The sequence below is a fragment of the Photobacterium salinisoli genome, from assembly GCF_003614885.1.
Classification (GTDB): Bacteria; Pseudomonadota; Gammaproteobacteria; order Enterobacterales; family Vibrionaceae; genus Photobacterium; species Photobacterium salinisoli.
In genome coordinates, this window is sequence record NZ_QZMS01000007.1 from 1,791,721 (window position 1) to 1,805,314 (window position 13,594).

At 52.8% G+C, this 13,594-nt stretch carries 10 protein-coding genes; 2 read left to right on the plus strand and 8 right to left on the minus strand.

Annotated elements, in window-relative coordinates:
* Positions 1–171: 171 nt before the first annotated feature.
* The 5 genes from ribBA to glyA all read right to left on the minus strand — a co-directional run bounded on the left by ribBA (position 172) and on the right by glyA (position 5,052).
* Positions 172–1,275, minus strand: coding sequence for a bifunctional 3,4-dihydroxy-2-butanone-4-phosphate synthase/GTP cyclohydrolase II (ribBA, locus tag D6M16_RS08845; protein ID WP_120511470.1), 1,104 nt, complete (start codon positions 1,273–1,275; stop codon positions 172–174).
* A gap of 59 nt (positions 1,276–1,334) precedes the next feature.
* Positions 1,335–1,997, minus strand: a complete 663-nt coding sequence (locus D6M16_RS08850; RefSeq protein ID WP_120511471.1) for a riboflavin synthase — start codon at positions 1,995–1,997, stop codon at positions 1,335–1,337.
* Positions 1,998–2,050: 53 nt separating this feature from the next.
* A complete protein-coding gene (gene ribD, locus D6M16_RS08855) occupies positions 2,051–3,175 on the minus strand; it encodes a bifunctional diaminohydroxyphosphoribosylaminopyrimidine deaminase/5-amino-6-(5-phosphoribosylamino)uracil reductase RibD (protein ID WP_120511472.1) in 1,125 nt (374 codons plus the stop codon).
* A 6-nt stretch (positions 3,176–3,181) separates the two neighbouring features.
* The gene (gene nrdR, locus D6M16_RS08860; RefSeq protein ID WP_027252933.1) at positions 3,182–3,631 is read right to left on the minus strand and encodes a transcriptional regulator NrdR; all 450 of its coding nucleotides are present in this window, start codon (positions 3,629–3,631) and stop codon (positions 3,182–3,184) included.
* Between the two features lie 170 nt (positions 3,632–3,801).
* On the minus strand, positions 3,802–5,052 hold the full coding sequence (gene glyA, locus D6M16_RS08865) for a serine hydroxymethyltransferase (RefSeq protein WP_120511473.1): 1,251 nt from the start codon (positions 5,050–5,052) through the stop codon (positions 3,802–3,804).
* Between the two features lie 498 nt (positions 5,053–5,550).
* Between glyA and D6M16_RS08870 the strand changes: the two genes are divergently transcribed.
* Entirely contained in the window at positions 5,551–6,174 is a 624-nt protein-coding gene (locus tag D6M16_RS08870) for a YitT family protein (protein ID WP_120511474.1), read from the plus strand.
* Here D6M16_RS08870 and D6M16_RS08875 read toward each other — a convergent pair whose 3' ends face one another.
* From D6M16_RS08875 to purL, 3 genes are all read right to left on the minus strand, one after another.
* Positions 6,175–6,966: a hypothetical protein gene (locus D6M16_RS08875; RefSeq protein ID WP_120511475.1), complete on the minus strand. Its 792-nt coding sequence runs from the start codon at positions 6,964–6,966 to the stop codon at positions 6,175–6,177.
* A gap of 241 nt (positions 6,967–7,207) precedes the next feature.
* Positions 7,208–7,546 carry a nitrogen regulatory protein P-II gene (glnB, locus tag D6M16_RS08880; RefSeq protein WP_027252937.1) on the minus strand — a complete coding sequence of 113 codons (339 nt, stop codon included), beginning with the start codon at positions 7,544–7,546 and terminating at the stop codon, positions 7,208–7,210.
* A 219-nt stretch (positions 7,547–7,765) separates the two neighbouring features.
* Complete coding sequence (purL, locus tag D6M16_RS08885; protein WP_120511476.1) at positions 7,766–11,671, minus strand: phosphoribosylformylglycinamidine synthase; 3,906 nt, start codon at positions 11,669–11,671, stop codon at positions 7,766–7,768.
* Between the two features lie 356 nt (positions 11,672–12,027).
* On the opposite strand from purL, the gene mltF reads away from it, so the two are divergent.
* Complete coding sequence (gene mltF, locus D6M16_RS08890; protein ID WP_120511477.1) at positions 12,028–13,569, plus strand: membrane-bound lytic murein transglycosylase MltF; 1,542 nt, start codon at positions 12,028–12,030, stop codon at positions 13,567–13,569.
* Positions 13,570–13,594 lie beyond the last annotated feature (25 nt).

The window sequence follows — 13,594 nt, forward strand, 5'->3', positions numbered from 1 at the left end:
GGGCCTTCCTGTGACTATGTCTTTTCTTTCCGGATTGAGAAACCGCGGGAGTCTATCACAATTTATACCTGATACCAATTGACTTCACTGTCAAGGCACTCCCGGCAGCGTTATGCGATCTCTATTCCGGATTAGGGATTAATAAAAACAGTGCGTTAAGGTCAATAAACCTTAATCGCAAATATATTCCACCACTTCCAGGCCGAAACCGGACAGTGAGTGATAGCGCTGATTACTCGATGACAGCAGACGCATTTTACCCACACCTAAATCTGCCAGGATCTGCGAGCCGACACCCACCTGACGTGACGGGTTCTTCGGATTCAGTTTCACGCCAGGCTGACCATCGGCCTGAGCGGCAAGATTCTTCACTTTGGTAATAATGCCTTCCTGAGTTTCATGGCGATTGAGAATCACCATCACACCACCTTCCTCAGCGATACGCTGCATGGCCATAGGCAAAGTCCATTGCGACGCACCTGAGTGCAGAATATCTTTAAAGGTATCTTGCAGGTGGACCCGGACCAGCGTCGAGTTCGACGGACTCACGTCCCCTTTACGCAGGGCATGGTGAATCTGGTTGTCTATGGTATCGCGATAGGTGATCAGATCAAAATCACCAAATTCCGTCGGCAGGCAGCATTCGGCCACACGCTCAATCGTAGTTTCATTATTGTTACGGTATTCGATTAAATCAGCGATCGTACCCAGCTTGAGACCGTGCTCGGCCGCGAACACTTCCAGATCCGGGCGTCGCGCCATGGTGCCATCCGGATTAAGAATCTCAACAATTACACTGGATGGCTCAAGACCTGCCAGACGGGCAATGTCACAACCGGCTTCAGTGTGGCCGGCGCGGGCAAGCACCCCACCTTCCTGTGCCATCAGAGGGAAAATATGACCAGGCATGACGATATCGGCAGGCGAAGCATTTTTCGCCACCGCAGCCTGCACGGTACGGGCGCGATCGGCGGCGGAGATCCCTGTGGTCACGCCACTGGAAGCTTCAATTGAAACGGTAAAATTGGTGCTGAACTGTTCCGCATTGTCCTGCACCATCAATGGCAGTTTCAGCTGCTGACAACGGGCCTGCGTCAGTGTCAGACAGATCAGGCCGCGACCGTGGGTCGCCATAAAGTTGATCGCTTCAGGGGTGACTTTCTCCGCGGCAATGATCAGATCGCCTTCATTTTCCCTGTCTTCGTCATCCATCAGGATAACCAGTTTACCCTGACGTATGTCTTCAATGATGTCCTTCGCGCTACTCAACGCCATGTTGTATTCCCTCTACCCAAATGATTGTCGTAGTACTTAATCTTGCTCAGGCTGCATCATCAGCCCAGAAACCCGCTCCGGGCCAGCAGCGCCATACTCAGTTCAGACGATGGCTCAGTCTGTGCCGCTTTATCTCCCAGCATCAGACGTTCCAGATAACGGGCAATTACGTCCACTTCGAGATTCACTTTACGGCCTGGTTTAAAGTGTTCCATTGTGGTTTCCGATGCCGTGTGAGGCACAATCGTCAGTTTGAATTCCGCCCCACGGACGGCATTCACCGTCAGGCTGATCCCGTCAATGGCCACCGATCCCTTCTCAGCAATGTAGCGGGCCAGGGTGTCCGGTGCTTTGATCCAAAACTCAATCGCCCGCCCGGTCTGACTGCGGGAAATGATCTCGCCGACATTATCAACGTGACCGGAAACCATATGACCACCAAAGCGGGTGGTCGGCAACATGGCTTTTTCCAGATTAACCCGCTGTCCCGGACTGTAATCGGTAAAGGCCGTGCGGTTCAGGGTTTCCAGCGACAGGTCGGCGACATAGCCTTTGCCGGTCAGTTTCACCACGGTCAGACACACACCATTGGTCGCTATGCTGTCGCCCAGTTTGACATCCGATAAATCCAGCTTGCCGCTGTCGACCGTCACGGACACATCTTGTCCGGTTGGCGTGATGGCCGTAATCGTACCTACGGCTTCAATAATACCTGTAAACATTCTAATTTTTCCTTACCCGGCATCTGTCCGATGCCATACACAGACGCATTCTGTTACGCAGGGTGAGCAATCGTGCCACGGATCCGAATATCAGCACCCACCATACGCACATCGTTCAGCGTCACATCCGGTACCTGAGACATATCGGTGAATTGTGTCAGATCTATCAGGCTGCGGCCATGGCTGCCCATAAGTTTGGGTGCCTGATAAAGAATGAATTCATCCACCAGCCCCGCATTGAGCAAGGCACCGGCCAGACCGGCCCCCGCCTCCACCCAGAGATGATTAATATCTTCCGCCGCCAGGGCTGTCATCAGTGCCGTTAAGTCTAGCTGACCATCTGGCTGAGCAGGCACCCTTAACTGCCGCACCTGTTCCGGCCACAGCGCCTCATCAGCCTGTGTTCTGGCCAGCAACACTTTACCCGGCAGTGAGAATAATTTCTGCGACGGTAACAAGCGGTTCTGACTGTCAATGATCACCCGTACCGGCTGACGTAACTCAGCTTCCGGATACTCAGACTGAATACTTGCCCCTAATTCCTGCCAGCGCACGTTCAAGGACGGGTTATCGGCGAGCACAGTTGCACTGGTTGACAGAATCGCCCCCGCCTGGGCCCGAAAACGCTGCACATCGGCACGGGCCTGAGGGCCGGTTATCCACTGGCTGGCACCGTTTGCCAGCGCGGTTTTACCATCCAGACTGGCCGCCAGTTTAAGCTGGACATAAGGTAGGCCGGTTTTCATTCGCTTGATAAAACCGGGATTCAATGACATTGCATCGGCTTCAAGCAGGCCCGTTTCAACGGCAATACCAGCCTGTTTTAGCATCTCGACACCGCGCCCCGCCACCTTCGGATTGGGGTCAACCATAGCGCAGACAACCCGGGAAACCCCCGCCGCTATCAGTGCTTCGGCACAGGGCGGCGTGCGCCCGTAATGGGAACAGGGCTCCAGCGTCACATAGGCCGTTGCCCCTTGGGCTCGTTCTCCGGCAGCACGCAAGGCAAAGACTTCAGCGTGCGGCTGGCCCGCGCGGTAATGATAACCTTCGCCGATAATGTGGCTGTCTTTGGCGATGACACAGCCCACATTCGGATTCGGGGCGGTGGTGAAACGGCCACGCCGGGCTAGGCTAATGGCTCGGCGCATCATGGCGTGATCAGTAGGCGTAAACATCTTGGTTTATTTTTCCAGTTTAGCAATGGCTTCGCCAAACTCGCGGAGATCGTCAAATGAACGGTAGACAGACGCAAAGCGGATGTAAGCCACTTTATCCAGCTCAATCAGGGCATCCATGACCAGATTACCAATCATGTCTGATTTCACTTCCCGCTCACCCGTGGCACGCAGACGAGATTTGATAGTATTGATGGCACGTTCGATATCATCCGCGCTGACCGGTCGCTTTTCCAGCGCGCGTTCTATACCGCCACGCAGTTTCTCTTCGTTGAACGGCTCACGGCTGCCATTTGTTTTGATGACATGCGGCATCACTAGCTCAGCGGTTTCGAACGTTGTATAACGCTCACTGCACGCCAGACACTGACGACGTCGGCGAACCTGATGTCCATCAGCGACCAGACGGGAATCGATTACTTTGGTGTCATTGGCACCACAAAACGGACAATGCATCTTGCCTCCTCAATTTCGTCGCCTCAGTGTACCCCAAATCAACCGCTATGCGAGGACTTAGCCCATTATTTTTATCAACAAAAAACGGCATCCTGGGATGCCGTTTGACAAGCTTGACCAAAGACCGGAACCGCCTTTAATCGTGTTTCGTTATACCAAATGTGCCTGGCTTACGCGTAAACCGGCAGACGCTGGCAGATTTCCAGTACTTTGGCTTTGGTCGCTTCGATAACGGCTGGGTTATCGATATTGTCCAGCACATCGCAAATCCAGTTAGCCAGTTCTTTGGCATCTTCAGTGCTGAAACCACGGCGGGTAATCGCTGGTGTACCGATACGGATACCTGAAGTCACAAACGGGCTGCGCGGATCGTTCGGAACACTGTTCTTGTTGACCGTGATGTTGGCCGCACCCAGTGCTGCATCGGCGTCTTTACCTGTGATGTTCTTGTCAATCAGATCAACCAGGAACAGGTGGTTTTCGGTGCCGCCGGAAACGATTTTGTAACCGCGCTCCAGGAACTGACTGACCATAGCTTTCGCGTTATCCACTACACGTTGCTGATACGCCTGGAACTCTGGCTCCATCGCTTCTTTGAAAGCCACCGCTTTGGCCGCAATCACGTGCATCAGAGGACCACCCTGACCACCAGGGAATACCGCGGAGTTCAGTTTCTTGTACAGATCTTCACCCGCATTAGACAGGATCAAACCGCCGCGAGGACCGGCCAGCGTTTTGTGCGTTGTGGTGGTCACCACGTGCGCATGCGGTACAGGGTTAGGGTAAACACCTGCGGCCACCAGGCCAGCTACGTGCGCCATATCAACGAAGAAGTAAGCACCGGCTTTGTCTGCGATTTCACGCATGCGCTTCCAGTCAACGATTTGCGAATAGGCAGAGAAACCGCCGATGATCATTTTCGGCTTGTGTTCCAGAGCCAGCGCTTCGACTTCTGCATAGTCAATCTGGCCGGCTTCATCAATACCGTAAGGAATAATGTTGTACAGCTTACCAGAGAAGTTAACCGGTGAACCGTGAGTCAGGTGGCCGCCGTGTGCCAGGCTCATACCCAGAACGGTATCGCCAGCATTAAGCAGTGCCATATAAACAGCGCTGTTGGCCTGGGAGCCTGAATGCGGCTGAACGTTGGCATACTCGGCACCAAACAGCTGGCAAGCACGGTCAATAGCCAGTTGCTCGGCCTTATCGACGAACTCACAGCCACCGTAATAGCGCTTGCCCGGGTAGCCTTCTGCATACTTGTTGGTCAGCTGTGAACCCTGTGCTTCCATTACACGCGGACTGGTGTAGTTTTCAGAAGCAATCAGCTCAATGTGCTCTTCCTGACGGGCAGTCTCTTCCTGGATGGCCGCAAATAGTTCTGCGTCATAATCAGCAATATTCATGTCACGCTTTAGCATCAGTCTCTCCTGACTCAGATAGTTCTCAAATTCGTTGACCTAAGTATCAGACAAGGCCAGACACTTAGGTCAACGCGGGATAATCGGCATTTTTCCTCATTCAGACAAAAAACACAACCCCAGTAACCACGGCAACGCAAACGTTTTCGTCACAACGAAAGATTAGGCCGCATTTTAGCGAATTTGCTCCCTTACAGGTAGCCCTTTTCGGGTTTTTTAACCGGTTTTTTTGTTCGTTTTTTTCATTTGGCAGATGAATATTTTTCACGTTGTTGCCAGCTTCCATTAAAAACCTGATAGAGAAACCGTGAATGCAACCATGAAGCGAAAATAATGATTTACAAAACAGTAAAGAGATTATTACAGGTGGTTTTTATTTAAGTTAGATCACACTATTCATTTTTGAATTTCACTCTATATCATATCGCGCGCATTACCTTTCAGCATCAAGGCCACCCCGACTGGCAGGCTGTAAAGGAACCATTTTGGAGGTACAGATTGAAACACCGCGGTCACTCTCGCAAAGAAAACCTAATCGCTATTCTTACTGGTACATTCATCGTCGCGCAAGGCGTTTTTTTCTTACAGCAAGCCCACTTACTGACAGGTGGTACAACTGGCCTAGCACTTTTGCTTACCCATTTTATTGATTTCAGTTTTGGCCAGCTGTATTTCGTCATGAACATTCCGTTTTACATCATGGCTTGGTTCCGGATGAACCGCCGTTTCGCCCTCTCGAGTATTTGCTGCGGTGCATTAGTGTCTGTGATTACAGATAACCTGCATCACTTTGTCGAGATCAGTCAGTTCGATCCTGTGTACTGTGCGGTGATGGGAGGGATGCTGATGGGACTGGGAATGCTGATCCTGTTCAGGCATAACACCAGTCTGGGCGGATTTAACGTGCTGGTGCTGTATCTGCAGGAGAAATTCGGGGTGTCAGCCGGTAAGCTTCAGATGGGTATCGATATCAGTATTTTGCTCTGTTCCTATGTCCTGATGACACCCACTATACTGATGCTGTCATTGCTCGGTGCTGTGATGCTCAATCTGGTACTGGCCATGAACCACAAGCCTGGCCGCTACAATGACGGCAAGGCCGTGGCTAAGACAGCGGACTGATTACACGGCGACTGGTTCATGCAAAAGTCCGGCATGGGCCAGTTTATCGAGCAATATTCCCCTTGCCTGGCGGCGTAAATCCCGATCCAGCACATTGATGTTCACCGGCACAGTGATTGTCTTTCCTGCTTCAATATCAATCTGAATTCTCAGCTGGTTTTTAACTACTGCGACGGCAGACACCTGGGTATAAGGCACCCGATAACAACCCAGCCAGGGGTTAGGTGTAATGAATAAAGCCTGAGGAGTTACCATCAGCGCGGTTTTCTTTTTACCCGCCAGGTTGCGGATAAAAATCACCACACCCGCCACAACAGCCAATGCCCCGAAGGGAATGCCGACTATCATGGTCAGGGTACCAATACCGCACAGCCCAAAGGCCAGCGGGTCTTCATCGCAAAAACCAAACTGCGGGTACTCAGGTTTCAGCTCGGGTTTGACTTCCTGCAACATGCGTAGCTCCCAGCGCTTACAATCAGCCAGGTAACAAATATGGAAGTACAGACCAAAAGGAAACAGAACAAAGGTTGTCAGCAGACTGAGGCCTTTTCCGATGACAGGACTTCTTGTCAGTAACCAGAGGCTGACACCCTGAACCAGTACAGCGGCCGCTGCCACCCAGGGCCAGAGTGACAGGATCTCCCGATGATCCTTGATGGCAGTAGCGATAACCCCGGTAGGATAAGCACTCAGGATGTTGCTCAGTAATGGCGATGCGACCAGTACCGCGACTGCCGTCGTCAGCACTGAGATGGCAAGTCCGCCACAAGTGGACAAAGACACGTGCTTCATGATGACTCTCCTTGAAGACACTGAAACAGAATGACGACCAGACTGTTGTTCAACGTCAGACACGGGCAACGTCAGCAAACAGCAAAGTCAGATTGGCTAAGGCATCAATGCGACAGGGAAAACTGGATATTAAATAATCAGATTGAGAATCAGAGATGGCTTCATAAAGCACAGCCCCGGCACATGGCCGAGGCTGCAAGGAGTAGCATAATATTTGCGAAAACAGTTTGTTACAGAGCAATCAGATCGCGTCTTCGTCTTCTTCACCAGTGCGGATACGGACAACACGCTCAATATCAAACATGAAGATTTTACCGTCACCGATTTTACCGGTTTGGGCCGTTTCGATAATGGTGTCGACACATTGCTCGGCCACATCATCCGTGACCACAATTTCCAGTTTCACTTTAGGCAGAAAGTCCACCATATATTCCGCACCGCGGTACAGCTCAGTATGGCCTTTCTGACGACCAAAACCTTTCACTTCGGACACTGTCATACCCGTGATCCCCACCTCTGCCAGGGCCTCACGCACATCATCCAACTTGAATGGCTTTATAATGGCTTCGATTTTTTTCATCTCACAATATCCTTTGCTCTGCGGGGGTCGATAAAACAGGACGGTTTTCGACGCCGGAAAGGCCCCATTATCACCGATTTTTCATAGGAAACTCAACGGCTCCTATAAACTTACACCATTTTCTGATTCGCCGGCGCCTGATGTCAGCACAGAAAAAAACCGCTGCAAACAGCAGCGGTTTTTCTATCATCAGCTAGTCAGCCATCTGGCTGCAAAAGATTAGCCCAGATTGACACGCGCATTACGGAACATACGCATCCAAGGGCTGTTTTCATTCCAGTCATCCGGATGCCAGGAGTTCGCCACTGTACGGAACACACGCTCCGGGTGAGGCATCATGATAGTCACTCGGCCGTCCTGGGTAGTCAGACCGGTGATGCCGTTAGGAGAACCATTCGGGTTAGCCGGGTAGTTCTGCGTGACATTGCCGTAGTTATCAAGGAAACGCAGCGCAACGGTTCCTGACTGCTCAATCGCAGACAGATGCTCAGCATTACGCACTTCCACACGACCTTCACCGTGCGACACCGCGATTGGCATACGCGAACCGGCCATGCCGTTTAGGAACAGTGAATCACTCTGCTGTACTTCTACCAGGCTGAAACGGGCTTCAAAGCGCTCCGATTCGTTACGCACGAAACGTGGCCACAGTTCAGCACCCGGGATCAGATCGCGCAGATTAGACATCATCTGGCAACCGTTACACACGCCCAGTGCGAAGGTGCTGTCACGGTGGAAGAAACGCTCGAACTGATCACGCGCCATGTTATTGAACAGCACAGACTTTGCCCAGCCTTCACCGGCACCCAGTACGTCACCGTACGAGAAACCGCCACAGGCCACCAGACCATTAAAGCCATCCAGCTCCACACGCCCCGACAGGATGTCGCTCATGTGAACATCACGGGCATCGAAACCAGCACGGTCAAAAGCGGCTGCCATCTCAACATGGGAGTTCACCCCCTGCTCACGCAGAATGGCCATCTTAGGACGGGCGCCGGTGGCGATAAATGGTGCAGCCACATCTTCATTGATATCAAAGCTGAGCGAAGCGCTCAGACCCGGATCCTGGCTGTCTTTTTTGGCTTCAAATTCCTGCAGCGCACCTGCCGGATTATCACGCATTGCTTGCATCTGATAGGTCGTTTCGGCCCAGATAGCACGCAATTCAGTGCGGTTTTGATCCAGCACCAGATCGTTACCGTTCCAGATACGCACCACGTCTTCGTCAACCACAGTGCCGATCACATGGCTGCACGATGCCAGACCGTACTTCGCCAGCTCGTTTTCAACCAGTTCCAGATCGTCAGTCCGCACTTGCAGCACAGCACCCAGCTCTTCGTTGAACAGCATAGCCAGTACATCGTCACAGCTGTCGCCGTCAGTGGTGTTGATATCCACTTCGACACCGGTATGACCGGCAAAGGCCATTTCAGCCAGTGTGACATACAGACCACCGTCACCACGGTCATGGTAGGCCAGCAGTTTCTCGTCACGCACCAGTTTTTGTACAGCCTGGAAGAAACCTTTCAGCAGCTCAGGGCTGTCAACGTCAGCAGGTTTATCACCCAGTTGTTTGTAAACCTGAGCCAGTGCTGTCGCACCCAGACGGTTCTTACCGCAGCCGAGATCGATCAGAATCAGGCTGGAGTCACCTTTGTCGGTACGCAGTTGTGGTGTCACGGTTTTACGCACATCTTCCACACGACCAAACGCAGTGATCACCAGAGACAGCGGAGAAGTCACTTCTTTCTCTTCACCGTTCTCTTCCCACTTGGTCTTCATCGACATGGAATCTTTACCAACTGGAATCGTCAGGCCCAGCGCCGGACACAATTCCTCACCCACGGCTTTAACGGCTTCGTACAGACCGGCATCTTCGCCCGGGTGACCGGCTGGTGACATCCAGTTAGCTGACAGTTTGATCCGCTTCAGATCACCGATATCGGCGCTGGCAATGTTAGTGATCGCTTCACCCACAGCCAGACGGGAAGAAGCGGCAAAGTCCAGCAGCGCCACCGGAGTGCGCTCACCCATAGACATGGCTTCACCATGGTACGTGTCATAACTTGCTGCTGTGACCGCACAGTTGGCAACAGGAACCTGCCACGGGCCAACCATCTGATCCCGGGCAACCAGACCGGTGACAGTCCGATCACCTATGGTGATCAGGAAGGTTTTCTCGGCAACGGCTGGCAGACGCAGCACGCGGTGGGTCGCTTCTGTCAGTTCGATACCGTCGCGGTTAATCGCCGTGCCCTGCACTTTTTGTGACGTCACGTCACGGTGCATTTTAGGTGGCTTGCCCAGCAGGATATCCAGTGGCATATCAATCGGCGTATTATCGAAATGGCTGTCGTCCAGCGTCAGGTGACGCTCTTCTGTTGCTTCACCCACTACCGCATACGGTGCACGCTCACGCTGACAGATAGCATCAAAGACAGCCATATGCTCAGGTGCGACCGCCAGAACGTAACGTTCCTGGGATTCATTACACCAGATTTCCAGCGGGCTCATGCCTGGCTCATCGTTAGGGACATCACGCAGCTGGAATTTACCACCGCGTTCGCCATCGTTAACCAGCTCAGGCAGCGCATTGGAAATACCGCCCGCGCCGACATCGTGGATAAAGGCAATCGGGTTGTCATCACCCAGCTGCCAGCAGCGATCGATCACTTCCTGGCAACGGCGTTCCATTTCCGGGTTTTCACGCTGCACAGAAGCAAAATCCAGGTTTTCAGCCGACTGGCCGGAAGCCATAGAAGATGCTGCACCGCCGCCCAGGCCAATGTTCATTGCCGGACCACCCAGCACGATCAGCTTAGCGCCAACCGGAATCTCTTTCTTCTGAACATGCTCTTCACGAATGTTACCCATACCACCGGCAATCATAATCGGCTTATGGTAACCACGAATTTCTTCGCCATTGTGAGAGACCACTTTTTCTTCATAGGTACGGAAGTAACCCAGCAGGTTAGGACGGCCGAACTCATTGTTGAATGCCGCGCCACCAAGCGGGCCTTCCAGCATGATGTCCAGCGCGGTCACGATGCGGCCAGGCTTACCAAAATCCGTTTCCCACGGCTGTTCAAAACCCGGCACACGCAGGTTAGAAACAGTAAAGCCAACCAGACCGGCTTTGGGTTTGCCGCCGATCCCTGTCGCGCCTTCATCACGAATTTCACCGCCTGAACCGGTCGATGCGCCCGGCCATGGCGAAATCGCCGTCGGGTGGTTGTGGGTTTCCACTTTCATCAGAATGTGGGCCGCTTCCTGATGATAGTTGTACTGGCGGTTGTCCGCATCCGGGAAGAAACGGCCCACTTCAGAGCCGGTCATCACAGCGGCGTTATCTTTATAGGCAGACAGCACGTACTCGCTGTTCTGCTCATAAGTGTTCTTGATCATCTTAAACAGTGACTTGTCCTGATCGACACCGTCGATAGTCCAGTCAGCATTGAAGATTTTATGACGACAGTGCTCAGAGTTTGCCTGGGCAAACATCATCAGCTCAATGTCGTTCGGATTGCGACCCAGCTTGGTGAAGTTCTCAACCAGATAATCGATTTCATCTTCGGCCAGTGCCAAGCCCAGTGCGATATTGGCTTCTTCCAGCGCGCGGCGACCGCCTGCCAGAATATCCACGCTCTGCAGCGGTGCAGGTTCAGCATGACGGAACAGGGCTTCAGCCTGGGCAACATCGTCAAAAACCACTTCCATCATGCGATCATGCAGCAGCCCTTTAAGCGCAGACAGCTGCTCTTCGCTCAGCACTGAACCGGTTTCGACATAATATGCCGTACCGCGCTCAAGGCGCTTGATTTGCTCCAGACCGCAGTTATGGGCGATATCTGTTGCTTTGGAAGACCAGGGAGAAATGGTACCGGGACGCGGAGTGACCAGGAACAAGCTACCCGTAGGTTCATGTTCGGCAATCGTAGGGCCATAGGTGAGCAGGCTGGTCAGCGTACCCAGCGCTTCGCTGTTAAGCGGCGTTGCCAGCTCAGCAAAGTGCATGTATTCGGCGTAGATGCCGGTGACAGGCAGACCGGACTCTTGGCAACGCGCTAGCAGCTTGTTGACACGAAACTCAGACAGTGCGGGTGAACCACGCAAAATTTCCATGTGCGTACGACTCTCGATTAGCAGTTGAATGAAGGTGATATTGGCCTGCTCCCCAGCCGGGAATCACGTCAATGTCACCTTGTTCAGCGCCATTTTTTCTCACTTGTCCGGGAGGAAAAATTACGATGGGCGATAGTATAAGGGAAAACACAGTGTGACGTAACACCTGACGCAACCGTTTGCGCTATTTTTTTTCAATCCGGCTGATATCCCCAGCGATCTTTGACTACCAGCCCAAAATCGGACATTTTTTCACCTAAATCCAGACCGCCGGATAAGATCAAAGAGGGTCGGCTTTGTCCTGAATGCGACCTTTGGTATAAAGAACGACTGAATAAATAAATGAGCATGCATTATTGAGACGAGTAGTTTTTTCCACTAATCTCCGCGCCTTTGTCGCCATCCTACTGACAGCATTCACATTATCTGGCTGTCAGTGGGAAACCGACACCCGCACTGAGTTGGAACGGATACGCGACAGTGGCGTTTTGCGCATTGGCACACTGAATAACCAGATTTCCTACTATATAGGTCCGGACGGTCCTACCGGGCTGGATTATGACCTTGCGCAGCGTTTCGCTGACAAACTGGGCGTAAAGCTGGAAATGCAGCCTTTGTTCTCCTTATCCGGCCTGTTTCCGGCGTTGAAACGGGGCGATGTTGATCTGCTCGCTGCCGGTCTGACCATGACACCGGAGCGGGTGCGCGAGTTCAGAGCAGCCCCTGCCTATTACTATGCCAGCCAGATCCTGGTGTATAAGAAAGGTCAGTGGCGGCCGCGTGACCTCGCCGATCTCGCTCAGAACAAAGGGTCCCTGACCATAGTCCGCGACTCCAGCCATGAAAAAACGCTGGATATTGTCAAAAAAGACCACCCGACCCTGGTCTGGCAGACCATTGATGAGATTGACAGCGAGGAATTGCTGCGCCAGGTCGCCGCCGGTGTGCTGGACTATACCGTCGCAGATTCAGTCGATGTCGCCCTCAGCCAGCGCATCCATCCCGATATTGCGGTTGCCCTTGAGCTGACAGATGACGAACCCATCGGCTGGTTTATGGAGCAGAGCAATGACGACAGCCTGTATGCACTGCTGATTGAGTTTTTCGGCGAACTGAAACAAAGCGGTGAACTCGCCAAACTGGAAGAAAAGTATTTCGGCCATGTCGATCAATTCGATTATGTCGATACGCGAGCCTTTTTAAGGGCGCTGGAAACCAAGCTCCCTCGCTGGGAAGGCACATTTAAGAAATACGCCAGCGAATTTGACTGGCGGTTACTGGCTGCGCTGTCTTATCAGGAATCACACTGGAACCCCAGAGCCGTTTCCCCTACCGGGGTGCGCGGCATGATGATGCTGACACTGCCAACGGCAAAATCGGTCGGCGTCCAGAACCGGTTGGACCCGGAGCAGAGTATCCGGGGCGGTACGGATTACCTGAGAAAAATGGTCGCCCGGGTGCCCGACAGCATTGAGGATCATGAAAAGGTGTGGTTTGCACTCGCCTCTTACAATGTCGGCTTTGGCCATATGATGGATGCCCGGCGTCTGACGAAAAAGCAGGGCGGCAACCCGGATGCCTGGAGCGATGTGAAACAGCGCCTGCCGCTGTTACGGCAGCGTAAATACTACCGGCAAACCCGCTATGGTTATGCCCGTGGCGACGAGGCACTGCTGTATGTGGAAAACATCCGGCGCTACTATCAGAGCATCATAGGTTACGAGCAGGCACACAGTCAGCCGGTGAACAGCGAGGGAATACGACTGGTTGATGACTGGCAGACAATTACCCCGGACGAGCTGGACGCCAACGCGAATAATAGTGTCACAGAGGCCGCCGAACAGACCCTGGATGAGGTACTGGATAAAACCAAAGCCAACAAAAGCGTGAGCCGCTGATCCTGGCCGCTCTCGCGCAGGCGTT

Coding starts and splice junctions, on each gene's coding strand:
- ribBA (WP_120511470.1), bottom strand. CDS start 1,275: ATGGCGTTGAGTAGCGCGAAGGACATCATTGAAGACATACGTCAGGGT.
- D6M16_RS08850 (WP_120511471.1), bottom strand. CDS start 1,997: ATGTTTACAGGTATTATTGAAGCCGTAGGTACGATTACGGCCATCACG.
- ribD (WP_120511472.1), bottom strand. CDS start 3,175: ATGTTTACGCCTACTGATCACGCCATGATGCGCCGAGCCATTAGCCTA.
- nrdR (WP_027252933.1), bottom strand. CDS start 3,631: ATGCATTGTCCGTTTTGTGGTGCCAATGACACCAAAGTAATCGATTCC.
- glyA (WP_120511473.1), bottom strand. CDS start 5,052: ATGCTAAAGCGTGACATGAATATTGCTGATTATGACGCAGAACTATTT.
- D6M16_RS08875 (WP_120511475.1), bottom strand. CDS start 6,966: ATGAAGCACGTGTCTTTGTCCACTTGTGGCGGACTTGCCATCTCAGTG.
- glnB (WP_027252937.1), bottom strand. CDS start 7,546: ATGAAAAAAATCGAAGCCATTATAAAGCCATTCAAGTTGGATGATGTG.
- purL (WP_120511476.1), bottom strand. CDS start 11,671: ATGGAAATTTTGCGTGGTTCACCCGCACTGTCTGAGTTTCGTGTCAAC.